The organism is Desulfopila sp. IMCC35008 (assembly GCF_010646885.2).
GTDB lineage: Bacteria > Desulfobacterota > Desulfobulbia > Desulfobulbales > Desulfocapsaceae > Desulfopila.
This window is the reverse complement of record NZ_CP050700.1, coordinates 4,476,442-4,501,847: the sequence shown is the minus strand read 5'-3', so window position 1 is coordinate 4,501,847 and position 25,406 is coordinate 4,476,442. Positions and strand designations below refer to the sequence as shown.

Genomic DNA, 25,406 nt, shown 5'->3' with positions numbered 1-25,406 from the left:
AAGAAAGACTAAATTGCGATCTGTCAGCCAGATGACAGTATTTTTGTTCTTTTGACAGTAGCCTGCTCAGTAAGTTGAAGAATTCCAGCTGCTGCATCTACCCGGGTGCAGTATGGCAGGATGACAATTTATTGAGGAGCTGCCGTGTCTAAACAACCCACACCTGCGAAAAATTTATCTATCTGGGATGACGCCCGGAAAATGATTGAGAAGGCAAGACGAGACGGGGTTGAAACCGTCTGGGACCGCTTCGAACAGCAACAACCCGGATGCAAGTTTTGTGAACTTGGACTGACGTGTAAAAATTGCAATATGGGACCTTGCCGCATAAGCATTAAAGAAAATGGCAAAATGCAGCGAGGGGTTTGCGGGGCCGACGGTGATGTGATCGTGGCGCGAAATTTCGGCCGCTTTGTAGCGGGTGGTTCAGTCGGACATTCGGACCATGGTCGTGACCTTATTGAAGTACTTGAGGCCATAACAGAAGGTGCGGCCCCCGATTACAAAATCACAGATGAAGAAAAATTGCGAAATGTCTCTGCTGATCTCGGAATACCCATTGAAGGCCGCGCCCCCCTGGCAATCGCCAAAGACCTGGTAGATGCCTGTTTCTCAGATTTCGGCAGCCGCAAAAAAGAGCTCGGGTTTGTCAGTCGTGTCCCCGAGTGACGTAAGGAGATCTGGCGCAAATACAAAGTAATGCCTCGGGGGGTGGATAGGGAAATCGCCGAAATGATGCACCGCACTCACATGGGTTGCGGCAACGATGCCGTGAGTACGATGTTACATTCTGCAAAAACCGCGTTGGCTGACGGTTGGGGAGGGTCCATGGTCGGCACCGAGCTCTCCGATATCATCTTTGGAGTCCCGACACCTTCGAAATCCCAGGTGAATCTGGGAGTGATTAAAGCTGACATGGTCAATATCCTCGTCCATGGTCATAATCCGGTAGTCTCTGAAATGGTACTTGCAGCCGCGCGTGATCCGGAGATGATTGCCAGGGCAAAAAAAGTCGGTGCAGCGGGTATCAATATCGGAGGACTGTGCTGTACCGGCAATGAGCTTCTGGGAAGACAAGGCATTCCCATGGCAGGCAATAACCTGATGACCGAACTGGCTATTGTCACCGGTGCGGTAGAGGCCGTTGTGGTTGATTACCAATGCATCATGCCAAGTATGGTTCAAGCCGTCGCCTGTTATCATACAAAGTTCATTACTACAGCCGATAAAGCCCGGTTCATCGGAGCTACTCATATTTCCTTTAACACCGCCACAGCAGCTCAGCAGGCAATTGAAATCATTGAGCTAGCTATTGATGCATATGCTGTACGTGACCAGTCAAGGGTGGAGATCCCGGTTGCTCCGGTAGACGTAGTCACCGGTTTTTCGAATGAAGCATTACTCAACATGCTGGGTGGGAGTCTTGAGCCACTGCTCGACGCCATAAAGGATGGGTCTATTCGTGGAGTGGCTGCAATCGTGGGCTGTAACAATCCAAAATTCCAGCACGACTCCCAGAATGTGGGCCTGGCAAAAGAGCTGATTAAGCGGGATATCCTGGTTCTGGCAACCGGCTGTGTTACAACGGCTGCCGGGAAGGCGGGACTGCTTGTCCCCGAGGGCAGTGACATGGCTGGTCCCGGCTTACAAAAGATCTGCTCCGCCCTTGATATACCGCCTGTTCTCCATTTTGGTTCCTGTGTCGATAATTCAAGAGTTATTCATCTCTGCGGCCTGATCGCGAACGCACTAGGGGTTGATATCTCCGACCTTCCGGTTTGGGGGGCTTCCCCCGAATGGTATTCGGAGAAAGCTGTTGCTATTGGCTTATATTGTGTGGCATCCGGGATTTCAGTACAGATTGGTATTCCACCGCAGATTAACGGCTCAAAACTCGTAACCGATATTGCCCTGAATGGTTTGGAGGATTTGTTTGGAGCTGCATTCCTGGTCGAGCCTGACTATGTAAAGGCAGCGGCAAAGGTGGATGAGCGTATCATCGCGAAACGGTTGGCCCTGGGGCTTTCTGCCTGATTTGGAACACGAACTCTTTCTATGTTCTTATAAAGGTACGGGGGAGGAATAAATGTTTTATCTGGTAAATAGATTTTTTATGCAGCAGGTCTCTAACATCTATTCCTCTTCCGGTGTTCTGAGCAATCTTTAGATTTTCTGCTCAACCGTTTCAAAACAGGGTATGCATAAACATTGACCATCAAAATAGCGTGATCGCGACTCCATGAGTTTCTCCAGGCAGGACTCGCATCGTACAGAGTTGAGGATTTTTGCCGGACGTGGCATGTGTATCTGGGGTTCTGAGATGGAGAACAACTCGTCAAGATCTGCGGATAAATATTCCTGTTCACAGCTCGCGCGCAGTGAGTCGCATTCCGTAACCTCCTCGGCGGATGCAGTGCCGGAGAGCTTTTTCTTCATCAGTTGGGTCATGCGAAGGCCCTTGTCGCCGAGGAAATCAGGATCGAGTGTAGCACGGAAGCCCTTGGCATCTGAGCGGCGAAAGAAGGTAAAACTGCTTTTACCATAGTCGAGAAAGATCAGGTTGCCTTTCCCAACCGAGCAACCCGTGAGCATTTGTATTGCATCTACGCCACACATATCGGTTTCGCAGATTGCCACCAGGGCTGACTGACTGTTATGGCCAAGCTCTCGTAAACAAAGCTCAGCTGCGCGTATGCCGATGGCCAGGCCTGGGCAATTGTGTCCGTGAAAAGATATGGTTTTTTCTATATCCCCTGAGGGTATCAACGTTTTCATTGTGGAGTCCTTTTTGGATTAGTGTGTGCCTGTGGCTCTTTGTTTCAGATGATCATTCACAGGAAAAACGAGTGGTAGACCGCGTCGAACTTCAATTTCAACCGGGACACCGTAAACAGCTTCTATGACATTGGTTGTTATACACTCCTTTCCGCCGGCAGCATAAATATCTCCTCTTTTCAAAAAGAGAAATTTATCGGCATAGCGAATGGCGTTGTTTATATCATGCATTGTCATAACCGCAGTAACCCTGTGACTGGTTACTATCTGCCTTATGGTGGTCAAGATCTCCAGTTCATTCTTCATGTCCAGGCTGGAGGTAGGTTCATCGAGGAGCAGGACAGAGGGTTCCTGTACAAGAGCTCGGGCTATTGATACTTTTTGAAGCTCACCGCCACTTAGTTGATTGATGTTGCGGAGACTGAGATGCTCCAGAGAGAGGAGCCTTATGGCTGAATCTACAATACGAATGTCTTTTTGGGCAACTCTCCACTTTATGTGGGGTTTTCGTCCCATGAGTATGGAGTCGAAAACGGTTAGTCGGGCGGTATCCAATCTCTGTGGGACATAACCCAGCAGGGTGGCTACAGTATCGGAGCTGAGTTTGAAAACGTTTTCTTCCTTGATAAAGACGGATCCTGCTTCAGGTCTGTGGATACCATTCAAACATTTAAGCAGGGTAGTTTTTCCGGCTCCGTTGGGGCCAAGGATGGCCAGTACTTCACCTCTTTCAACCTGGAAATTTATATCCTTTAACACCCTGTGACTATTGTATTTAAAATGGAGATTGTGCACTCTCAGGTTCACTTTTGCTTTCCTCCGATAATGAGCCAGATAAAAATCGGTGCGCCGAGAAAGGCTGTGAGTACTGACACGGGGATAACATTAGGTGTCAGGATGAGCCTGGCGGCAGTGTCCGCCGCCAGGAGCAAGGTTCCGCCGAATACACAGGAGGCCGGAAGCAGAAACCTGTAATCATCGCCAATGATCTTTCTTACGATATGCGGGCAGACGAGGCCAACAAAACCGATAATGCCAAGAAATGAGACAATGACAGCGGTGACAAGCGATGAGATGAGCATACCTGTAATCCGGATCCTCTCGACCTTTACACCAAGCCCTTTGGCAGTTTCTTCTCCTGCTTCAATGGCATTGAAATTCCAGCGATTAGCCGTAAACCATAAAAAGGCTGTAATCGTACAGACTGCCATAATTGCCACATCCTGCCAGGAGGCCCTGGCAACATCCCCAAAAGTCCAGAAAACCATGGCGGCCAACTGAATGTCGTCGGCAAAAAATTGGAGAAACATTGTCCCCGCGGTGAAGAGTGAACCAAGTGCTACACCTGTCAGGACCATCATTTCAGGAGTGGTATTACGCATCCTTGAAATCAGAACGATGAGGAGGGCAGCAAGCATGCTGAAGAGGAAAGCAACAGCGGTTGTGAGGTAGGGACTGTCCAGGTTGATTGCCCCAACACTGGAACTGCTCATTGTGCCCAGGTCGAGAATCATTACGGAGAAGGCGGCCCCAAAGGCAGCCGCGTGGGAAATGCCAAGGGTGAAAGGCGAGCCTAAAGGATTGCGCAGGACAGCTTGCATGACCGCACCACAGACTGCCAGTCCGGCTCCTGCAGTAAGAGCTGCCAAGGCCTGGGTTAAGCGAATGTTCCAGACGATCAAATCATACTGCCTGGATATGGATTTTCCTAGCAAGGTAATCAAGGTGTCTGCGGCAGATATGTGGACCGGCCCGGTTCCTATGGAAAAGATGAGAGTAGCTGCTGCCAGCGCAAAGCCGAGTAAAATGAATATGTACTTGGCTCGAATGTGGTTTGTATAATCAGCCGGAATCTGCCCGTCTACGAAATGCAATTTCTCACCTCAAGTTAATTTTTTCAAAGGGAGCCTTACCAAAAGATTTGGCCATGTTTTCAAAAACAGGCTTGCCAAGCAAAAAAGTATAGATTTCATCTGCTTTCTCTTTAGGGGCAATGTCCATGAACTTTTCCGGGTAGAGAACTTTACCAGCATAGTAGGCATCTGCCAGGATAGAACCATAATTTATGGAGTAGAAATTGTAGGGGAGCAGGGTGTAAATCCTATTGTTTTTCAGGGCCTGTAATCCCTGGTAAACCGGGTCTTTTTCAAGTTCATGGAAGCCACTGGCCTTCGTTCCCATCTGGGTTGTGGAGAGATCCATAAATATTATTTCCGGATCCCATGCAACAATCTGCTCTTTCGATACTGAGGCATGTGAGAGAGGTTTGCCGGATTGACCTGGGGGACAAGCTATATTTTTCGCATGAATGAAGAGAAAAGGAGGATAGGCTGGTTCCGTTGACTGAAAGCCATGGGGGCCTTTCTTGGCGACACCGCCGAGATAACAGGAGCGCCGTTGTGAGTCGGGGATATGTGCTGTCCTGGTATTGAGGTCATCTATGGTCCGGTTAAAAAAGGATTGCACGTCTTCTGCTCTTTTCTCTCTGCCGATGATTTTTCCCATGAGACTCAGGGAGGCATAAATCTTTGCCCGCTGAGTCGCAAGGTTGCCGTATGTCAGGCAGATGACAGGAATGCCGGTCTTGGTCTGCAGCTCATCGGGATCATAGCCGATATCCTTATATGTTTTAAAAATTACCTGAGGTTGCGGATTGAGCCCCAGGATACGTTCGGGATTATCAAATCCTCGAAATTCCCCAAAGAGAGGCAAGTTTTTAAATTGTGGATTGGCAAGGGCATAGGGACGCCCCTCGTATGTACTGTTCCTCTTTTCAATACTGTCAACTGCCACCACCATATCCTGGGCACCCAGATAGGAGAGATAGCGCAGGCAGCCTGCACCGGAGCAGATAACATGAAATACCGTCTCTGGAACTTCAACCTGGCGACCTGCCATGTCTGTAATTGTCATGGAGTGTGCAAAGGGAGCCTCAATAAGTGACAGGCTAAGAAAGAGAGAAAAAAGGAGCAGTTTTGATCGTATCATTGGTTTTCCCCCTTGTTTACAGCAGGTAAGAGATTATTTGTAAGGATGGTAACACGTTAATCGGAAAAATATTACTGACAATCATTACACGACTGGTGACTGGAGTCAAGAATAAATGTTACGAAATATGAAAATGTGTTACTAGCGTGGAGGGGCAGGCTGAACAGTTCTTGTGCAGAGGTTGCAGAACTAAGGAAGTATCACCCGAGAGCAGGATTGTTTAAAAAACAATGTGCCCAGCCTGTAAGAAACTGTGTTGGAGCGCAGATAAAAATGGCTTTTTTTCAAAAAATGATAGTTCCAGGAAAATCATTATGGTATTATCTTACGTGTACGTAAACGTGAAAACAAGAGATGTTATTCCTGGAAAGCTTATGACAACTACAGACAGAGTACAGCTCGACATTGAAGAGAATATTGCTTATGTGACATTGAATCGACCGGATAAGCACAACGGGCTGGATGAGGAGATGTTGCTTTCACTTATCCATACTGCTCGAACAATTCGTAAAGACAGGTCGATCCGGTGTGTCATTCTACAGGGTAATGGTCCTTCTTTTTGTGCCGGTCTTGATTTTGGGTACGTGGCCAAGCACCCGATCATGGTTCCGAAATATTTTGCCAAGCTTCCCTGGACCAAGGCCAACAATTTTCAACGGGTAGCCCATATCTGGCGGGAATTGCCTATTCCGGTCATCGCGGTTATTCACGGGAATTGTTTTGGCGGTGGCATGCAGATCATCCTGGCCTGCGACTATCGAATTGCCGAGCCGGATGCAAACCTTTCCATCCTGGAAATGAAATGGGGGCTTATACCGGATATGAGCGGTATGGTAACACTGTCGAGACTCACCAGAGTGGATATAGCCCAGGAGCTGACCATGACCGGGCGCTTTTTTTCAGGTCAGGAGGGCGCGGAGTATGGTCTTATCAGCAAGATAAGCGCTGACCCGCTTGCAGAGGCCCGGGAGTTAGCCCGGACAATCTGTGAAAAGAGTCCCGATGCTATCGCGGCGACGAAATATCTTTTCAAGAAAACATGGAAGAAGGACACCAGGATGGCGCTTTTATGGGAAAGGTTGACGCAACTGCGCTTGTTCGCCAGTAAGAATCAGCGCATTGCCATGCATAACGCTCTGAATAAAGACAATGAGCCTAAAGCATTTAAGAACCGCAAGAGTTTTACCGGTTTTTCATCCTGAATGTTATGCGTTATCCGTTGATGATGTTGACATAAAGTAGTAGAATTCCCTTATAATAGCGGTTATATACTGAAGGACACTCTGGAAATCGAGAAACTATATTCTTTCGTTCCCTAAAGAGAGTCTGAAATGAAAAGCCTACTCTTTTGTTTGCTCATCCCTTTCATCTCCTGTTCATGTTCATACCTTAAATATGCCTCTATCCAGGCAGAGTATTCGCGTATTCAGCGGGCAAAGCCGGGGCAGGTAAATGTAAAACACATGATAGATCAGGATACCTTTTTTGTGCTCGGTAAGACCATTGATGAGTCGAGCCTCTATTCAGATTATTATCTGGCAGTTGCCGCATACTCAAGCAAATTTAAGGAGAATGAGCGTGTGGATACAATGTACTTTGCCGGAGCAGGAACACATTATGGACTTAATTTGCCAGAAGGTGTTTTTACCTTGCTGGTGTTTGCCGACACAAATGATAACAAAGTTTTCGATCAAACAGAAGTAGTAGGTGAGAGAACGATAGAGGTAAATGAAGAGATTGTTCCGGGGAAGGTTTTGGGGCATGTGGATATCACATTGGCAACAGCCAAACGGGTAGATTGGGTTGGGGATATTCCTATGCCCAAGGTTGCTCAACCGAAGAAATCCCAGTTTTATCCGGTTGGCACGATCCGAAGTCTGGATGACCCTCTCTTTGATGACAATGTCGCTACCTTGGGCATGTATGATCCAGCGTCATTTGGTGAAAAAGCACCCACCATGTTTTACGCTCTTGAGGAAGATATGGCGCACAAAATACCTGTTCTTTTTGTCCACGGTATCGGGGGGAGTCCGAGGGCATTTTTACCGATTGTCGACCGTCTTGATCCTGACAGGTATAAGCCATGGTTTTTCTATTACCCATCGGGGGGTGACCTGGAACAATTGGCCGATCTTTTTTATCGCATATTTCTATCCGGCAAGGTTGCAAACCTGGGTGAAATGCCGATAATTATTGTGGCTCACAGCATGGGAGGACTCATCGTTCGAGAGGCCTTGAATAAGCACGGTGACAGGTCCGGAGATAATAAAGTTATGCTGTTTGTCAGTATCGCAACTCCTTTCGGGGGGCACCCTGCAGCTGCCTCAGGTGAAAAACACGGCTTAATAGTGTTGCCTGCGTGGAGGGATGTAAATCCGTCCAGCCCGTTTATCAGGGACCTGTATCGAAAGCCATTGCCTGACTCTTTCAATCATCAGCTTATTTATGCATACCAGAATCCCGATATCTTGAAAATACGCGAAAATAGCGATGGTGTCGTGCCACTATCAAGTCAATTGCATCCCATTGCCCAACAACAATCCAAGGGGCAGTTCGGATTTGACAGCAGTCATACCTCCATTCTTGAAGATGAGGAAATGATAGCCTATCTTCTCAATCGTATAACAGAAGTCAGAAATATCTTTCCGGAAGAGCATCTGCAATATCTTATCGATGGTGGTTACGATGTCTATTTAAGCGATGATTACAGTCCGGATGTTCAATATATCATCCACAATTACGGGAAGTATTTTATGGCAGTGACAGACGGAAGTCTCAAGCCGTTTTACCCGGAGCAGGAGTACTTTCTGAAAGTTACGAAGGGTGAGGCCCCTGCAATCACTGAAATAGACAAAGGATGGCTGAAGTTTTTACGTGATTATCCCGATGTCGGACAGTAAAATTGGCGGTTCCGTCAAAGGACCGTAAGCTTTTGACCGGTTTTTTCCTTCATTTCAGAACGTGATCTGCCAGTTATAGCCTTCGCAGGGCTATCCATAAGTTTTCTTGCTTCTTCAGTTCCTGATTCATATAGTCGTAAATAATAACTACTATCAAAATGTGATTTTCATGGATACAACTGAAGAAAAACTTGCTGAACACCGAATTACTCAGGAACCGTTTTACCTTCCCCAGGGTGATGAGATAGACATAGCCCTTGCTGCCCGTAATAATAATCTGCCCCTCTTGTTGAAGGGGCCCACCGGATGCGGGAAAACCAGATTCATGCAGTATCTGGCCTGGAAGTTACAGAGGCCTCTCATCACGGTCTCCTGTCATGATGATCTCTCAACATCCGATCTCATTGGCAGATTCCTCATCCAGGGAACCGAAGCCGTCTGGGTTGATGGTCCGCTCACCATGGCGGTGAAAGCCGGTGCAATATGTTATCTCGATGAGATTGTCGAGGCGAGAAAGGATACCACTGTTGTGATTCATCCACTGGCTGATGATCGACGTGAATTGCCCATTGAAAAGCTTGGTGTACTCTACTCGGCTCCGGACGATTTCATGCTGGCAGTCTCTTATAATCCCGGATATCAATCGGTACTCAAGGATCTCAAACCATCTACCAGGCAGCGGTTTGTCTCATTGGCTTTCGATTACCCGGAAGAAAACCTTGAAACAAGGATTGTTATGCAGGAGGCAGGAGTTGAAGAGTCATTTGCCCGACAGCTGGTTCAACTCGGTCATATGACAAGGGGGTTAAAGGAGTCTGGGCTGCCGGAAGGTGCCTCCACCAGGCTGCTTATCCAGGCCGCACTTCTTACCGGGACAGGTATTGATAAGACCGTTGCCTGTAAGGCCGGTATTGCCGAAAGCCTCACTGATGATCCGGAACTTTTAACCGCCCTTAATGAGATGATACTCTCTATCTTTTAGCCCCTTATTCTCAACGGCCTATGGACCGACAGGACATTTCCGATACTTTTTATTCCCTGGTTGCCCCCTCTCACCCGAACGATTGGGAGCTGGAGGAGGTCGTCGAGTATCTGGCTACCCTATCTGATCGCTCCTGCCAGCAACTGCTTAATCATATCCCGGCAATATGGCCTATCAGTAACAGCCTCTGTTATGGCTATCTCAGGTATGGATCCGCCCAGATTAATCATCTGGGTGCATCATTGCTGCCGGAGTGGATCCGCCAGATTCTCGCTACCTATGAAAAAGGCGGACTGCGACAGGCGGAGACCTTTATGGCCGATATTCAAAAGAACTTCCTCTGCCGGCAGGAGAGTAGTTCAGAGGTCGCCCTGGCTTCAGTCAATGCGAGTATGACCCACTATATCCGCGGGGTCTCTGCAAGCTCTTTACGACTTGACGAGGACACTGCGGTCTGGACGGATACGGAAACGATATACCTGCCTTCCCAGCTCGATATCTTTTCAACAAAAGATCAGAACAGGCTGTTGTATAAGTTTTTGGTTACCTACCAGTGGGTAATAACGAAACTTGGGATATTTGCCCTTTTTTCCGGACAGGATCCTGCTGCAGGAAGATTGAAAACGCTTGTTAAGGAAACGGAAAATGCCGAACTGCTTCTACGAGTGTATCTGCTCATTAAGGGATCACTTCATATACAGGAAAATCTTCCCGGTCTCTGGCACCGTTGTTCACCTCTTCTGCAATCGCAGTTTGAATTCGGTCGTATCCCGTCTTCTTTGCCGACGAAGAGTCATTCAATCGATCATTTGCTCGTCCGTGTATGGGGAGTGGAAGGGAGACCCTGGTTTGATGATGAGGGGGTGTCTGTCGAGTCAGGACTTGATGTTGAGGAGTGCCTTGCCTTTATCAAACAGCGGTTGGGTGTGGGGGCGGGAAATTTAACGCAGGTGCAGCAGTATATCCTGGGAGCATTAAACCTGTCACGGGCCGAAATGGTACTGCGTGAACGCAGGGAACGGGAGAAGAAGGCCTTTGTCACGATGCTGGCACGACTTGTACCCGCACAGAAGACAGGGCGCAATCCGGATGGTGTATTGGCTGAAAATGTCCAGGCAGGCCAGAAGCAGGAGCTTGAAGGCTCGGTTGCAATTCTCTCGGAGTTTACCCGGAAGATGCTTAGTCAAGGTGGCAAAAAGACACTGCAAATAGACAATGCGAACGTGACGGTCCCTGATGAGCTCGTCCGTCTCGCGGCACAAATCTCCACTGATATGGGAGCCATTCCTACAGGGTATATCCAGGCTGCTGCCGGCCTTGCTGGGCAGGGTCTAACAGCTGAAGGACCTATGCTCACAGGCAACGACAGTATGCAACAGGCCGGTAACGGTCAGTATATCTACGACGAGTGGGACTGCCGGAGACGTGGTTATCGGCGGGATTGGTGTACTATTATTGAAGAGGAACTGCCTGTCACGAAAAGTAATTTTATCCCGAGGACATTACAAAAATATGGGGGGTTGCGTAAGAGATTACGTGCCCAGTTTGAGCTGATGCAGACCACTCACAGGTTCGTGCGCCGACAACGCGACGGTGATGACCTGGATCTGGATGCCATAACCGATGCGATCGGTGACCAGGTTGCCGGGAAGACGGTCAGTGAAAGATTGTTTATAAGACTTTTACGGGATGACCGTTCCATAACGACGCTGTTCCTGATCGATATGTCAAACTCAACCTCGGGCTGGATCAGCACCTTCATCAAGGAATCGCTGGTTTTGCTCTGTGAGGCCATGGAAAAGGTCGGTGACAGCTATGGAATATACGGCTTTTCGGGAATGAAGCGCTCACGATGCAAAATGTATCATATAAAAGAAGTCGGCGAGCCGTACGATGAAGCAGTGCGAGAGAGAATTTCGGCAATTGGCCCGAAAGATTACACCCGGATGGCACCGGCCATCCGGCATCTTACTTCCCTCCTGGAAAAGTCAGATACCAAAACCCGTCTGCTCATTAGCTTATCAGATGGGAAGCCTGAGGATTATGATGGTTATAACGGAGAATATGCAATAGAGGACACCAGGAAGGCGCTGCTTGAGGCACGGGGGAAAGGGGTCAGCCCATTTTGCATTACGATCGATAAGCAGGCCCACGATTATCTGGAGCATATGTATGGTACCGGGAATTATATGTTTATCAACCGGATCGAGAGCCTTCCCGCAAAAATGGCGCAGATATACCGGATGCTGACTCGATAGCTACCGTCCTGAATTGATTCTTCTTTCCTGTTCCGTTCCCATCCGAAAACTACCCTTCTTTCCAATCTCAGCATTGCGACTCTCATTTTTATCTTCAGAATATCAATTAAATGCTTGGGGTAGAAATGAGAGTCGCGCCTCGATTCTGAACAGAATGCCGGGGTCCAAGATGGCAACCCGAAATCTTGCGGTGACGATGAAGGAATATTTCAGAATTGAAAGATGGTTTCAATTTATGACATTGTTCGTTGACTGTCCGCTCGACTGTACGAACTTGAAAATATAGATATTATCCCTGTCAAACGGGCACATTTTCAGTGAGATGAAGAGAGCCCAACGAAAACTGGGTGTCACTCGCGTGTGCGACTCGTTTTTGGGGCATGGATTTTGCTAGCTATCGGGAGTTAACAAGTTGCTTACCGGGGGGCATCTGTGGTATCAAATAGAGTGCCTCTGAAGTATATGTTATTGCATTTTTTTTATTGGTTGTTTTGCAACACGAGATCTTGGTCTCGTAACCTGTCACTTTTTATGGAGGGAAAAATGAAAATGTGGAAGAGCCTGTTTGTCGGATGCACCTTGGTTGCAGCCTCAGTCGGAATGGCATACGCAGGAAATGGAGATACCCTGAAAGCAGTTCAGGAAAAGGGTTATATCCAGGTAGGCGTAAACGGTGACCTGTTTGGATTCGGTAAGGCAGACCAGAAAGGCGTATGGAAAGGCCTGGATGTTGATACTGCCAGGGCAGTTGCCGTAGCAGTTTTTGGTGACCTGAAAGATCGTTTGCGTTTTACCCCGTTGACCGCGAAAACCCGTTTCACTGCACTGCAGTCAAAAGAGATTGACCTCCTTACCAGAAATGCGACCCAGACACTGAGCCGAGATACCGCTCTTGGGTTGGATTTCGTACAGGTCAACTATTATGATGGTCAGGGCTTCATGGTACCCAAGTCTCTTGGTGTAAAAAGTTCAAAAGAACTCAGTGGCGCAACCGTCTGCGTACTGCCGGGTACAACAACGGAACTGAATGCTGCCGATTACTTCCGTTCGAACTCCATGGAGTGGAAAACAGTTACGATTGAAAGTACTGCAGAACTTTCGCAGGCATTCTATGCGGGTCGATGCGATGTGATGACCTCTGATGCATCACAGCTGGCAGGAATTCGGGCAAGTGCACCTAAGGCCGACGACTTTATGATTCTTCCTGAAATCATCTCCAAAGAACCACTGGCCCCAGCTGTACGTCATGGTGATAACCAGTGGAAGGATATTGTGAACTACGCAGTACTGGCCATGATTAATGCTGAGGAACTTGGTATTACCTCCGAAAATGTTGATGAAATGCTCAAATCCAAAAATCCCAAAATCCAGAGATTCCTGGGAGTGAGCCCGGGTAATGGTGCGGCACTTGGTCTTGATGAAAAATTCGCGTACAATATTATCAAGCAGGTTGGTAATTACGGTGAAATCTTTGAGCGAAATGTTGGCGTCAACACTCCGCTTGGAATCGAGCGCGGACTTAATGCCCTGTGGACGAATGGCGGCCTGATGTACTCCCCTCCATTCAAGTAAGATCCATCAGCTATACTATGATCACAACAGTTCTGCGACTGTTGTGATCATCAAATATCAATAGACAATATTTTATGGTCTCAGAGAAAACGGAATCCGGAAAAACCTATTTCTGGAATGACGAAAAGACCAGAGCTATTCTCTACCAGATTGTTACTGCCGGTTTTGTCGCCTTCCTCGGCTATTATCTTATTTCCAATGTCCAGGATAATATGGCAAAGCAGTCTATCGCCAGCGGCTTCGATTTTGTAAAAAAAGAAGCCGCCTTTGAAATCGGCGAAACAATGATAGAGTATTCAGCCGCGGACACCTATGGCAAGGCCCTGGCAGTCGGAGTATTAAACACTCTCAAGGTCTCACTTGTCGGGATGATACTCACTACTATACTTGGTACAATTATCGGTGTTGCCACACTGTCCTCAAACTGGCTGATTTCAAAACTCGGTACCATATATGTGGAGGTCTTTCAAAATATTCCAGTCCTCCTGCAGTTGTTTTTCTTTTATGCCCTGTTTTATGAAACCTTTCCCGGGCCACGCCAGGCATTAAACCCGGTCACGGGGGTATTCCTGACCAATCGGGGGATAGACTTTCCTGTGCCGGCGGCGCATCCAGCCTGGGGATATATGGGATTAGCCTTTCTCGCCGCCTGTGTTATTGTTTATCTGACGAACCGCTGGGCCACAAAAAGGCAGGAAGAGACAGGGAAACAGTTTCCTATATTCTGGATAGGATTGGGAATCATGGCTGGACTGCCACTTATTGCCTGGATAAGCAATGGGGCACCCGTGCAGATGGATGTTCCGGCGCTGAAGGGTTTTAATTTTACGGGCGGCAAAAATATCAGTCCCGAATTTTCAGCGCTCCTGGTTGGTCTCGTACTATACACTGCTTCCTTTATTGCCCAGATCGTCCGGGCAGGAATTCAGTCCATCAGTCACGGTCAGACCGAAGCTGCCATGTCAATTGGTCTCAAGCCCGGCCTTGTGCTCAAACTGGTCATTTTCCCGCAAGCACTGCGTGTTATCGTGCCCCCCCTAACCAGTCAGCTTCTCAATTTGACGAAAAACAGTTCACTGGCTGTAGCTATCGGCTATCCAGACTTTGTCCAGATTGCAGGAACGACTATCAATCAGACGGGGCAGGCCGTTGAGGGAGTCGCCTTAATGATGCTGGTGTACTTGTCTTTCAGTTTGTCCACATCGGCCTTCATGAACTGGTATAACAAGAAAATTGCGATAATTGAGCGATAGAAAAAAAATGAGTACAACCGCGAAGACAGCAGAGATTAGACCACCGGTGACAGATGTAGGCGTGATCGGCTGGCTACGGCACCACCTCTTCAATAGTGGTTTCAATTCCATTGCCACTATTCTTATTTTCGGATTTCTCATCAAGGTAGTACCTGGCTTTGTTCAGTGGGCGTTTATCGACAGTGTCTGGTTTACCTCCGGTCAGGAATGTCACCAGGCAGAAGGTGCCTGCTGGTCGGTGATAACGCAGAACATTCGTTTTAATGTTTTTGGATACTACCCATACGAGCATCAGTGGCGGCCGCTTGTTGCTATGCTCATACTCGTCGCAATGTTGATTTACAGCCGGGACTGGAACAGGTGGAATAAGAAGCTTGGTTATGTCTGGCTGGTGGCCCTGTTTACTATGGGGCTTCTGATGAAAGGTGGCCTGTTCGGTCTTATCCCTGTGGAGAGTACGAAGTGGAGTGGGCTGCCGCTTACCCTGCTGCTCTCATTTTTCGGTATCCTGGCTTCCTATCCCCTGGGAGTGGTTTTAGCTCTTGGCCGACAATCGGAGATGCCGATTATCAAGTCTCTCTGTGTCGTCTATATTGAGATGATCCGGGGAGTACCGCTGATTACCATGTTGTTCATGTCGTCCGTCATGTTCCCGCTTTTTCTGCCTGAAGGGGTAACAATTGATAAGGTGTTAAGGGCCCAGGTTGCAATCATCCTCTTTACAGCCGCCTATATTGCTGAGGTGGTCAGGGGCGGATTGCAGGCAATGGATAAGGGGCAATATGAGGCTGCTGAATCCCTAGGGCTGAACTATTACCAGATGATGCGGCTGATTATTCTGCCGCAGGCCCTGAAAATTGTAATACCGCCAACCGTTGGGATTTTAATATCGGCATTTAAAGACACATCGCTGGTCGTTATTATTGCATTGTACGATATTCTCAATACCACCAAATCAATTCTTACTGAACCTGAATGGACCGGTTTCAGTACTGAAGCATACATATTCATCGCTATTATCTATTATGTCTGTTGCTTTTCAATGTCACAGTACAGCAGGAAGATAGAGAAAGAGCTCGAATACAAATACGTTGAAAGGTAAACATTTCGAACCGAAGCTGAAGGAATCATTATGAATGACGATATAGCCCGTGCAACCGTAACGAGTGAACAACCGATCATCGAAATTGTCGAGATGCATAAATGGTATGATGATTTTCATGTTCTAAAAGACATCAACCTGAAAGTACAGCCTCAAGAGAGAATCGTTGTCTGCGGACCGTCCGGTTCAGGTAAATCGACGATGATTCGCTGTATCAACCGATTGGAGGAACATCAGCGCGGGCAAATTATCGTCAATGGGACAGAACTTACCCGGGACCTGAAAAATATTGAAAAGGTCAGGACGGAAGTTGGCATGGTTTTTCAGCATTTCAACCTGTTTCCGCACCTTACGATACTTGAAAACCTTACGGTTGGCCCGATCTGGGTACGAAAGACCCCCAAAAGGGAAGCCGAAGAGCTTGCCATGCATTATCTTGAAATTGTTCGAATCCCTGAACAGGCCCATAAGTATCCGGGGCAGATCTCCGGCGGTCAGCAACAACGGGTGGCCATTGCCCGCAGTCTCTGCATGAAACCCAAAATCATGCTTTTTGACGAACCCACATCAGCTCTTGACCCTGAAATGATAAAAGAAGTACTGGATGTCATGGTTGACCTTGCCCGTGAGGGGATGACAATGATTGTGGTAACCCATGAAATGGGATTTGCCAAGACCGTTGCCGATCGGGTCATTTTTATGGATTATGGAGAAATTGTTGAAGAAAATGAGCCAAACGAGTTCTTTGATAATCCGCAACATGAAAGAACGCAGTTGTTTCTTAGCCAGATATTATAACGTAGTTTTGTTTTGCGGCTGTGTTCCTCATTCGTTTCTCTGTTTTTGAGGTACTAACGTGTTGTCAGGTTGGCCAAGCCGATTATAGTCATCACCATTGAGGAACTCATCACATGAAAAGAATCATGCCTGCAACCATTTTCGGGATCCTGTTTGCAGTCTTTATGCTGTCCGGTTGTGCCGGTGTCCTCTCAAACTATGAATCTCCACAAGTGACCCTTGCAGATTTAAGGGTTCAGGAGATAAAGCCTCTTGAAACCTCTTTTCTTATTCAGTTACGAGTCGCAAACCCAAACGATTCATCACTGGAAATAACCGGATTGTCATGCGACCTCGAGTTGGATAACACCCATTTTGCTTCTGGACTTCAGGGGGAACGGCGGTCTGTGGCTCCCTATAGTTCTGCCCTTGTCCCGGTCGAGGTGCACGCTTCCATGCTCAATATGGTATCTTCAGTATTGCAATGGCTCCAGGCTGCTCATCAACAAGGCGGAGGAAAAGAAGCTATTACATACGGTTTGACCGGTCATGTCCGTATCTCCAACGGTACGGTGAGCCACAAGCTTCCATTTGAATCAACAGGTGAATTGAACCTGCAGCAATTGCATCCGGCCCGATAGCCCAAAAACGTATGAACAGTACCCTGAAAGGTTGGCTACGTTTTCTTTCCCCTTTTCGTCTATCAATACCTGGCGTCAGGTGAAGTTTATAATGACGCATAAAGTGTGATATATTTTTTCATAAATCCCCTTTGGCAGGAGAGGCCTGAAGAAATATACGGTAACTAAAGAGTTTTGCCTGTGCACTCATCTGCCACATATAAACAGGGGAGGCGAACACAACTCCATCTGCCGACAGGATGTCATCAATAATCTGATACATATCGTCTTTGATGACGCAGGCTCCCTCCTTGCCAGGCTCTTTGCACTGGTAGCAGCTTTGACACCCTTTGATATCCAAACGTTTATGATCATATCTGGTCGTTTCAGCACCATTCTGCCAGGCGTGTTGTAAGGCTTCATCAAACAACTGGGCGGTATTTCCTTTTGGACGTGGACTTCCGTTTATTCCTATTATCTTTATTTGGACCTCTTTAGGGTTAGCCATGTAAACGAGCTTTAATGTCTGATACACTTTCTCCATTAAAACCGTGATGTTCATCACTGAATTCCTAAATAATGGCGGTGAAAAAGCAGAGGGAGTCTGTGTTATTTCAACTGCGGTAGCAGTGACTGTTTCTATGTGTTCTGTTTTTTTAGTAATTTCCCATCTCTCCACGGTTTTCCCGTGCGCTGGCCGATTGACCAGTAGTCAATCATCATGAAGTCAAAGAGAAGGGGATTTATCTTGGCCAAGTCAGGTTTGCCGTCTGTCAGGCATGCTTCATCAATATACGTGTTTACCAACTCGCCGATGAAAATTTCATGTTGACCTATCTGAACGGTTTGTGAAAGTCTCAGCTCCATGGATAAAGGGCAGTTGGCAATGAGCGGTGCATGGTTCAGGCTACCGCTCTCCACTGGAAAGATTTCACTTTTATCAACCTTTTCTCCAGTTACAAGTCCTACATAATCGGTAATCTGGAGCATTGCCTGGGAGGGAATGTTGATGCTGAACTCCCCATATTCGTGAATTCCCTTGTTTGTATAATGTGATGAGTGGAGCCCGATGGAAAGATACTGTGGTACTTCACCATGTGCGTGGTTCATGATCCCAACGTGGGCAATAGTAATCCAGTTCGGTTTTCCATTGACCTCGGCTCCGACAATTGTTGTTAAAGAGGGATAGAGAGCGTTTTTTCCGTCAATAGCTACACGTTTCATTTGTATTCTCCTTTTGTTAGTGAGTTGTGCATGCAAATATGAGCATGCATGTCGCTATATCTCGATTTACTTCCGCATTCATTTCTCAAGGATTGTCCTGTCTTAGTTGTGCATGCAACTGATAGCTTAAATGAGTTACAACTACTCCTGTTGCAATTTCTTACTTGCCTCAAGGCAAAGACGGGTCAATTCATCCCCATTTTTCTTGCCGAGGATGCTGCTATATCGTTCGTAGAGATTTTTCCAAACTTTCTGAATATTATTATTAAGTTGTAAACCTTTATCGGTAGGGTGTATAAAAGTCATACGTCCCTGTCCTTCCTTTTGCAAAATCCCTCTTCTCACCAAGGCGTCAATAAATCGTGAGACCGTCGATGGAGCCATGTTCATTCTTTGAGAAATTTCCTTTTGCGAAATACCTGGAGATTCAATGACAAGCATCATCAGAAAAGCATAGGACGGTGTCATACCAATGCTTGCAAATTCCTCTTCGCCCATCCTTGTGATGTCACGGGCAAGGGAATTGGCTGTAAAAAAAAGACAACATTCTAATTGATTTGATTGAGTGCGTTCCATGCTTGGCTCCTTAGTTGCACATACAAATAAATTACACTTTGATGATCGCCAAGAAATATTTTTTTTGCGATTGGTATGTGGATTAGAATTTTGATAATATTCAACCATGTTCTGCTTCTTGTGAGTACTGGTTTCTTATGGTGCCAGATTATTCGGCAAGATAACAGTAACATGCCTAATTGACACATTAATGATCAGAATAACACCTTGAGTTAATGGTATTTGTTTTTATAAAAATAACGGCAAAATGGGCAAAAAGGGTTTTCTCCGACACGCTCCTGGAAATGTTGAGGATAACGGTTCCATCAGTAGACCCAGCAAAAGGAACAAAACATGAAGTTACATGCAATAAAGTGGGTTGTAATCCTTATCTTCATTTGCCTCGTCACATCAGTAAACGCGCAAGGTGAGCCCTCCAAGATTCTAGTCCTGAATTCATACCACAAAGGTTTTCCCTGGACAGACAATATTGTGGCTGGAATAGAATCTGTTTTAAAACCAGAAGAAAACAATATCGAACTCATTGTTGAGTACATGGATACAAAAGCCATGAGTTATGGCTCGGAATATAAGCAGGTTTTATATGAACTCTACAAATATAAATACCATGATCAAGATTTTGATCTCATCGTCTCATCCGATGATAATGCCTTCAACTTTCTAAAAGAATATCATGAAGAATTATTCCCTCATGCACCTGTTGTCTTTTGTGGGCTGAATAATAGTGATGCACCAAAGCTTTTAAATCCTGAACAGTTCACAGGGGTACTTGAGACTACTGCTCCTAAAGAGACAATTGATCTTATCTTGCAACTCCATCCGGAAACGAAGAAAATCATTCTTATCATTGATAAGACCCCCTCGGGTGAATATCGGTGGAAAATGATAGAGCCAATATTGCGCCATTTTGAACATATCCAATTTATTCGCCTTTCTGATGACTACTCTATTGCAGAGATTGAAGATATCTTAGGGGGGCTGACTCAGGATACCTCGGTAATCTTTTTCACGTTATACCGTGATAAATCGGGCAAGTATTTTTCCGTAAGAGAAGGTGTATCACGTGTCACCCGGGCAAGTACGCGGCCAGTATATACCACGCATCTGCTGGAATTACCTTATGGTGTCGTTGGAGGCAAAGTATTAGGAGGGTTTCATCACGGAGCGTTTGTCGCAGGGATCGCCAAACGCATACTTGATGGAGAAAAAGTGAGCAGCATACCTTTTGTGAAAACGAGTCCAACCCAATTTGTGTTTAATTATATCGCGCTGGAAAGGTGGGGTCTCAAACTTTCTGATCTACCTGAGGGTAGTGTAATCCTCAATGAACCATTCTCCATCTATAAAGAATATAAGCTGTTTATATGGAGTATCGTTTCGTCAATTATTATTCTTGTTGCCGTCATCCTTGCTCTGCAGCTGAATATCCTAAGACGTAAGCGAGCTGAAAAACAGCTTGAGCGTAGTCAACAGCTGCTCAACAAATCTCAGGAAATATCACATGTAGGGAGCTGGCACCTCGATATAAAAAACAACATTCTTACCTGGTCTGATGAGCAGTACCGCATATTCGGACTGAAGCCTCAGGAGTTTGATGCAAGCTATGATGCTTTCCTCGATACTATCCATCCTGACGATAGAGACATGGTTGACAGGACGTACATCAGCGCAATAGAAAACAATCTCCCTTATGAGTGTATTCATAGAATCATCAGACATGACGGCGAAGTGAGGGTCGTTCTTGAAAAATCAGAAGATGTTATGGATGAGCATGGTGTAACTATCCACTCTTACGGTTTCACGCAAGACATTACAGAGCTCAAAGCGGCGGAAGCATCGTTAAAAGAAAATGAAGCAAAATTTCGAAATCTTCTGGAATCAACATCGACTGTTCCTTGGGAACTTGATCTTGAAAATTCAGTATTCACTTATATGGGGCATCAAATAGAACAAATTCTCGGTTATTCAGCAGCATCCTGGAAAGATATGAATACATGGGCAGAAAGGGTGCACCCCGAAGACAGAGAACCCACCATACAATTTTGTGAAATCGAAACCAAGGAAGGCAGAGATCATGATTTCATCTACCGCGCAATACACAAAGATGGTTCATATCGCTGGATAAGAGATGTGGTTTCTGTGGTGATAGAATCGGGTAAACCTAAAAAACTTATCGGTTTCATGCAGGATATCACTGACCAAAAGAATCTGGAGCAAGAGCAAAAACAAATGGAGATTAAACTCCAGCAAGCCCAAAAGCTAGAAGCTATTGGTACACTTGCAGGAGGTATTGCCCATGATTTCAACAACATACTAGGTGTAATTCTAGGCTATACTGAAATGGCAAGAGAAGACAGCCCTTCTGGTTCAGCTATTGCCAAATATTTAGATATGGTATTAGAGGCAAGTAATAGAGCAAAAAATCTGGTTCAACAGATACTTACTTTTAGCCGCCAGGAGCAGAGTAAGTTTGTACTTTTTGAGCCGGCACAGATTGTTGAAGAAGCGATACGAATGCTTCGGCCAACATTCCCATCAACCATAAATATTCAACAAGACATTGCCAGGCAAACTGGATCTGTTTTTGCGGATCCATCACAATTTAATCAAATTCTCATTAATTTGTGTACCAATGCTTTCCATGCAATGGAGAAGTCAGGAGGGCAGCTGGATATTTGCCTGAAGGAAATCTATTTAGAAAGTGAAAATTTGGTAAATGAACCTGATCTAACTCCCGGTAACTACGTCCAGCTATCAGTACATGACTCGGGCCTTGGAATATCAAAAGAAGTAAAGGATAAAATCTTCGATCCATTCTTTACAACTAAAGATCCCGGTAAAGGCACTGGAATGGGGCTTTCTATTATCCATGGTATCGTGAATAGCTTTGGAGGATTTATCACCTTTGATAGTGAATTAGATAAAGGCAGTACTTTTCATGTGTTTATTCCTGTTTCTGACAAAGAAAAAATATCAGAAAATGATCTGGAAGAACAAATCTCAAAGGGGAAGGAAAACATTTTATTTATTGATGATGAACAAATTCTTGGTGAGATGGGTAAGGCAATGCTCGAAAGACTTGGTTACAATGTGACTCTTAGAAACAGTAGTCTTGAAGCACTTGAAACGTTCAATAACCACCATGAGCAGTTTGACCTCGTAATAACGGACCAGACGATGCCAGGTATGACCGGTGCAGATCTTGCCAGAAGAATGATACAGATTCGCCCCGATATCCCGGTTATTCTTTGTACAGGCTTCAGTTCTATTATTTCGGAAGAGGAAGCAGCATTGATCGGCATCAAAGAGTTTGCCTATAAACCACTCACCAAGAGAGAGCTATCGGAGTTAATACGTAAAGTTTTAGATCAAACCTGAAAGAGCCCACGAACATTATTCGTTGAAAAACAGGGTAAGACGTCTTTTGGAGTAGGGGCGGTTTTAAAGAGGTAACTGGATATCATCATTTCATGATATTGTAGTGTGCTGTATATATACTTTGTTATTTCCCGTCAGTAGTCACTGCGTTCCCCAATTACAGTTAGACTTTAAAAGTGTATCTCAAACCTTGAAGGAGGATTTGACCATGAAACGAACCGTAATTGCCGTAACTTTCGCTTTTACCTGTGGGCTGGTATCCAATAACGTCATGGCGTCCGGAAGCATTCACTGGGGGTACTCAGGAGAAGGCGGACCGGAGAACTGGGGAAAATTGGCTCAAGAGTTCGCTTTATGTTCAGCGGGAAAGAATCAGTCGCCTGTCGATATTGCTGACATGATCAATGGAAATCTCGCTGATCTGGCGTTTGCCTATCAAGCTTCTGGTACTGAGGTGCACAATAACGGTCATGCCATCCAGGTTAATTATCAGCCTGGCAGCACTTTGACTGCCGGAGGGAGTATATTTGAACTTAAACAGTTCCATTTCCATTCACCCAGCGAGAATACTATCGCTGGGAAATCTTTCCCGTTGGAAGCACATTTCGTTCATGCTGATACGAATGGTGATCTTGCCGTGGTTGCCGTGATGTATGAAGAGGGAGAGCAGAACGCTGAACTTGATAAGGCATGGACGCAGATGCCGACAGAGGCCGGACAAAAAGCTGCCTTGAAAGAGACCGTAGATGCAAATAAATTGCTGCCGGAAGATAAGGATTATTATTATTTCAACGGATCGTTGACAACCCCGCCATGTACCGAGGGGGTTCGCTGGTTTGTGTTAAAAACGAGTGGTTCCGTGTCAAAGGAGCAGGTTGAGAAATTTGCTCATGTTATGCATCATCCGAATAACCGTCCTGTACAGCCGCTGAATGCGCGCCTGATAAACGAGTAAACACTTTTCTCCGGATGCCCCTGTGGGCCCGGAGAAAACCCTGTTATTGAAGAAGAGTATCCGCTTGCACTGTCCTTTAGTTCTTTTGTATCACAAGAGGCTTAAACTTAAGGGTATCATGCTCATTATGTGTATGTTAGCATAGGAACTATTTCAATGCAGCTATCCTCTCCGGTAACAGGGACATTCTCATGACCAATAACGATATCTTAAGGCGCATCCGCTATACCTTTAATTTTAGTGATGCAAAAATAAAATCTATATTTACATTGGCTGATTATGAGGTGACAGAGAGTCAGGTTCGCAATTGGTTGAAAAAAGATGATGATCCGACATCTTTGAGATGTCATGACACGCAACTGGCTCTTTTCCTGAACGGGTTGATTAATGATCAACGAGGCAAGAAAGAAGGGGTGCAGCCAAAACCCGAGAAACGTCTCAATAACAATTTGATTTTCCTGAAACTGAAAATTGCTTTAAACCTGAAGTCCGGAGATGTGTTGAACATTTTGAAACTCGCTGATTTCCAAATGAGTGAACACGAGTTGAGTGCATTATTTCGCAAACCGGGCCACAAACATTATCGTGACTGTAAAGATCAAATATTACGTAATTTCTTACTGGGGTTGCAGCTGAAGTATCGACCATAAGACAAATCTAAAACCCTGTCCGGGTCACAATCGATCTTGCTTTGTTATCAGGATCTTCGGTTAGCAGTAGGTGGTGACGATGACTCTATAGATAAACCCGTTTACCAATAACCTCAAACGTAAAGCTACTAATATCTCATGAAATATCTAGTAAATAGCGTGTGTATTCGGGTTTGATCTACGTGTTGCCTGGCTGTATATATGAAGTAACAACTTCTTGAAGTTTCAAAAAACGGATGTTATCCTGGCCATCATTTTGAGCATCTCTATGTTCATAGCATTGCGAAGTTGCATATATGGGTGTTGTTCTCACTTGATGTCTTTGTTTTTTTCACCCCTGCCAAATTTAAGGAGGCAAAAATGCAAATTCTAACGAAGTTTTTTCTCATAACCCTATCTCTATTTATGTTCAGTGGCTGCCAAACCACAGGATCAGGCAGTAAAACGTATAGCCGCTCCCAGGCGCAGTCTCCCATGACAGTCTTTTCAGGAACGATTCTCAAGGTGGCAGATGTCCAGATTCAAAATAACCAGTCAGGAGTGGGAGCCGTCGTCGGTGGTGTTGCTGGAGGGGTTGCGGGATCGACAATTGGGAGTGGCCGGGGAAAAACACTCGCAACGACCGCCGGGGCATTGGCTGGGCTCGCAGGTGGGGCGGCAGCAGAAAAGGCGATGGGCAACAAGATGGGAGTCGAGTTGGAGGTCGAGCTTGATAACGGCAAAATTGTCGTTGTTGTGCAAGAGAAAGATGATGAATTTGCGGTAGGAGACCGTGTCAGAATCCTGCAGGGGCAAGACGGATCGATGAGGGTTCGGCAGTAGTCGTCCCGCTTCCAGCTAGCTATGACTAGAGCAAATACTTGGATGAGGGAGGCAGTCGCATATAAATGTAGTGTCTTCCTCTTCGTAGCCTGTCATACAAACGAGAAATCCGGAGTGTATTTTGAAATCATAAATTTATAGTAAGCTCCAGATGGCGAACACCGATAGACCTTGGAACCACCTATATACCCCTGTTGGTTGTTGGAGTAAGTTTATGAAAATCAAGCGTCTATCTGCAGTTTCTCCGCCATGACCTTTTTCAGTATAGCTTTGATTCTTGAGGATAGGCCGGTGCTGAATTTGATGCCGACACCATGTGCTGTGCAACGGGCAATTGTGCCGGCTATTTCAACCGATTCGGTTTCAAGTCCTATCCCGGTGGTTAGGATCAACTGGCATTTTTCCCCTAAAGGTATGTCGCCCTCCACTGGCAGAAAGCACCCCCCGAGACTGAGGTCAATTATAGCACCGTCATGATACATATCCATTTGATACAGGTACATGCTAGCAGGAAGGTCTAACTCAACCCTTGCAAATGCTCTTCTCTCTCTTGTCATTATCGAAGGCTCCTGCC

21 protein-coding genes and 1 pseudogene are annotated in these 25,406 nt (G+C 46.1%); 14 read left to right on the top strand and 8 right to left on the bottom strand.

Translation table 11 applies throughout. The annotated features are described in order from the left end of the window. Window positions 1-144: 144 nt before the first annotated feature. Window positions 145-2,034, top strand: a pseudogene (gene cooS / locus GA520_RS19430) (anaerobic carbon-monoxide dehydrogenase catalytic subunit). Between the two features lie 129 nt (window positions 2,035-2,163). Here the strand turns inward: cooS and GA520_RS19425 are convergent. From GA520_RS19425 to GA520_RS19410, 4 genes are read right to left on the bottom strand one after another with little or no spacing between them, the layout of a single operon-like run. Then, window positions 2,164-2,775 carry an FmdE family protein gene (locus GA520_RS19425; RefSeq protein WP_163338895.1) on the bottom strand — a complete coding sequence of 204 codons (612 nt, stop codon included), beginning with the start codon at window positions 2,773-2,775 and terminating at the stop codon, window positions 2,164-2,166. A gap of 18 nt (window positions 2,776-2,793) precedes the next feature. Beyond that, window positions 2,794-3,582, bottom strand: coding sequence for an ABC transporter ATP-binding protein (locus GA520_RS19420; RefSeq protein WP_163338894.1), 789 nt, complete (start codon window positions 3,580-3,582; stop codon window positions 2,794-2,796). Beyond that, entirely contained in the window at window positions 3,579-4,649 is a 1,071-nt protein-coding gene (locus GA520_RS19415; RefSeq protein ID WP_163338893.1) for an iron ABC transporter permease, read from the bottom strand. The genes GA520_RS19420 and GA520_RS19415 overlap by 4 nt, the downstream gene beginning before the upstream one ends. A 4-nt stretch (window positions 4,650-4,653) precedes the next feature. Continuing rightward, window positions 4,654-5,763, bottom strand: coding sequence for an iron ABC transporter substrate-binding protein (locus GA520_RS19410; protein ID WP_163338892.1), 1,110 nt, complete (start codon window positions 5,761-5,763; stop codon window positions 4,654-4,656). 374 nt (window positions 5,764-6,137) lie between these two features. Here GA520_RS19410 and GA520_RS19405 point away from each other — a divergent pair, with 374 nt between their 5' ends. The 9 genes from GA520_RS19405 to GA520_RS19365 all read left to right on the top strand — a co-directional run bounded on the left by GA520_RS19405 (window position 6,138) and on the right by GA520_RS19365 (window position 17,248). Next, window positions 6,138-6,965, top strand: coding sequence for a crotonase/enoyl-CoA hydratase family protein (locus tag GA520_RS19405; protein WP_163338891.1), 828 nt, complete (start codon window positions 6,138-6,140; stop codon window positions 6,963-6,965). 129 nt (window positions 6,966-7,094) lie between these two features. Continuing rightward, a complete protein-coding gene (gene maoP / locus GA520_RS19400) occupies window positions 7,095-8,663 on the top strand; it encodes a DUF413 domain-containing protein (protein WP_163338890.1) in 1,569 nt (522 codons plus the stop codon). A gap of 169 nt (window positions 8,664-8,832) precedes the next feature. Continuing rightward, on the top strand, window positions 8,833-9,645 hold the full coding sequence (locus tag GA520_RS19395) for a CbbQ/NirQ/NorQ/GpvN family protein (protein WP_163338889.1): 813 nt from the start codon (window positions 8,833-8,835) through the stop codon (window positions 9,643-9,645). A 20-nt stretch (window positions 9,646-9,665) separates the two neighbouring features. After that, window positions 9,666-11,903, top strand: coding sequence for a nitric oxide reductase activation protein NorD (locus GA520_RS19390; RefSeq protein WP_163338888.1), 2,238 nt, complete (start codon window positions 9,666-9,668; stop codon window positions 11,901-11,903). Window positions 11,904-12,446: 543 nt separating this feature from the next. Beyond that, the gene (locus GA520_RS19385; RefSeq protein WP_240910181.1) at window positions 12,447-13,475 is read left to right on the top strand and encodes an amino acid ABC transporter substrate-binding protein; all 1,029 of its coding nucleotides are present in this window, start codon (window positions 12,447-12,449) and stop codon (window positions 13,473-13,475) included. A 74-nt stretch (window positions 13,476-13,549) separates the two neighbouring features. Then, a complete protein-coding gene (locus tag GA520_RS19380) occupies window positions 13,550-14,728 on the top strand; it encodes an amino acid ABC transporter permease (protein ID WP_163338886.1) in 1,179 nt (392 codons plus the stop codon). 7 nt (window positions 14,729-14,735) lie between these two features. Next, window positions 14,736-15,830 carry an amino acid ABC transporter permease gene (locus GA520_RS19375; protein ID WP_163338885.1) on the top strand — a complete coding sequence of 365 codons (1,095 nt, stop codon included), beginning with the start codon at window positions 14,736-14,738 and terminating at the stop codon, window positions 15,828-15,830. 30 nt (window positions 15,831-15,860) lie between these two features. After that, complete coding sequence (locus GA520_RS19370; RefSeq protein WP_163338884.1) at window positions 15,861-16,628, top strand: amino acid ABC transporter ATP-binding protein; 768 nt, start codon at window positions 15,861-15,863, stop codon at window positions 16,626-16,628. 113 nt (window positions 16,629-16,741) lie between these two features. After that, a complete protein-coding gene (locus GA520_RS19365; protein WP_163338883.1) occupies window positions 16,742-17,248 on the top strand; it encodes an LEA type 2 family protein in 507 nt (168 codons plus the stop codon). A 118-nt stretch (window positions 17,249-17,366) separates the two neighbouring features. Here GA520_RS19365 and GA520_RS19360 read toward each other — a convergent pair whose 3' ends face one another. The 3 genes from GA520_RS19360 to GA520_RS19350 form a co-directional block, all read right to left on the bottom strand. Continuing rightward, complete coding sequence (locus tag GA520_RS19360) at window positions 17,367-17,906, bottom strand: flavodoxin family protein (protein WP_163338882.1); 540 nt, start codon at window positions 17,904-17,906, stop codon at window positions 17,367-17,369. After that, window positions 17,867-18,451 (bottom strand): flavin reductase family protein, encoded by a 585-nt coding sequence (locus GA520_RS19355; protein WP_163338881.1) that lies wholly within the window; start codon window positions 18,449-18,451, stop codon window positions 17,867-17,869. Before GA520_RS19355 ends, GA520_RS19360 begins: the two co-directional genes overlap by 40 nt. A 141-nt stretch (window positions 18,452-18,592) precedes the next feature. Further along, window positions 18,593-19,027 carry a MarR family winged helix-turn-helix transcriptional regulator gene (locus GA520_RS19350; protein WP_163338880.1) on the bottom strand — a complete coding sequence of 145 codons (435 nt, stop codon included), beginning with the start codon at window positions 19,025-19,027 and terminating at the stop codon, window positions 18,593-18,595. A gap of 471 nt (window positions 19,028-19,498) precedes the next feature. On the opposite strand from GA520_RS19350, the gene GA520_RS19345 reads away from it, so the two are divergent. The 4 genes from GA520_RS19345 (at window position 19,499) to GA520_RS19330 (ending at window position 24,832) form a co-directional block, all read left to right on the top strand. Beyond that, the gene (locus GA520_RS19345; protein WP_163338879.1) at window positions 19,499-22,405 is read left to right on the top strand and encodes a PAS domain-containing sensor histidine kinase; all 2,907 of its coding nucleotides are present in this window, start codon (window positions 19,499-19,501) and stop codon (window positions 22,403-22,405) included. Window positions 22,406-22,613: 208 nt separating this feature from the next. After that, complete coding sequence (locus GA520_RS19340) at window positions 22,614-23,360, top strand: carbonic anhydrase (protein WP_163338878.1); 747 nt, start codon at window positions 22,614-22,616, stop codon at window positions 23,358-23,360. Between the two features lie 191 nt (window positions 23,361-23,551). Next, on the top strand, window positions 23,552-24,010 hold the full coding sequence (locus GA520_RS19335; RefSeq protein ID WP_163338877.1) for a DUF1456 family protein: 459 nt from the start codon (window positions 23,552-23,554) through the stop codon (window positions 24,008-24,010). 360 nt (window positions 24,011-24,370) lie between these two features. Further along, window positions 24,371-24,832, top strand: a complete 462-nt coding sequence (locus GA520_RS19330) for a glycine zipper 2TM domain-containing protein (protein WP_163338876.1) — start codon at window positions 24,371-24,373, stop codon at window positions 24,830-24,832. Window positions 24,833-25,053: 221 nt separating this feature from the next. Here the strand turns inward: GA520_RS19330 and GA520_RS19325 are convergent, their stop codons facing one another. Next, the gene (locus GA520_RS19325; RefSeq protein WP_163338875.1) at window positions 25,054-25,389 is read right to left on the bottom strand and encodes a PilZ domain-containing protein; all 336 of its coding nucleotides are present in this window, start codon (window positions 25,387-25,389) and stop codon (window positions 25,054-25,056) included. Window positions 25,390-25,406 lie beyond the last annotated feature (17 nt).